Origin of the sequence: Pauljensenia sp. UMB3104, assembly GCF_030217285.1 — a bacterium.
In the GTDB taxonomy this organism is placed as follows: domain Bacteria; phylum Actinomycetota; class Actinomycetes; order Actinomycetales; family Actinomycetaceae; genus Pauljensenia.
The window spans coordinates 1-313 of sequence record NZ_JASONN010000167.1; the positions used below are offsets into that span (position 1 = coordinate 1).

Sequence of the window (313 nt, forward strand, 5' to 3'; positions counted from 1 at the left end):
ATGCTGATGGTAATGCTTTGCCGGAGGGTACTAAGTTTGTTCCTGGTAAGGATGTTCCTGAGTGGGCTAAGGTCAACCCGGATGGGTCTATTACTGTTGCTCCTGGTAAGGATGTAGTTCCTGGTGATTATAAGGTTCCGGTTGTGGTGACTTATCCGGATGGGTCTACTGACACTGTTGAGGTTCCGGTTAAGGTTGGTGCGGCTGATAAGCCTGTTGCTGATTCGGTTGATCCGAAGTATGCGCAGGATACTGTGGTCAAGGCTGGGGAGTCTGGGACTGTTGTGGCTCCTAAGGATGCTGATGGTAATGC

Annotated in this window: 1 protein-coding gene; it reads left to right on the top strand. The window is 50.5% G+C overall.

What is annotated here, in order from left to right; translation table 11 throughout:
• A partial coding sequence (locus tag QP415_RS11210) for a Rib/alpha-like domain-containing protein (protein ID WP_285100114.1) occupies nucleotides 1–313 on the top strand: 313 nt, incomplete at both ends.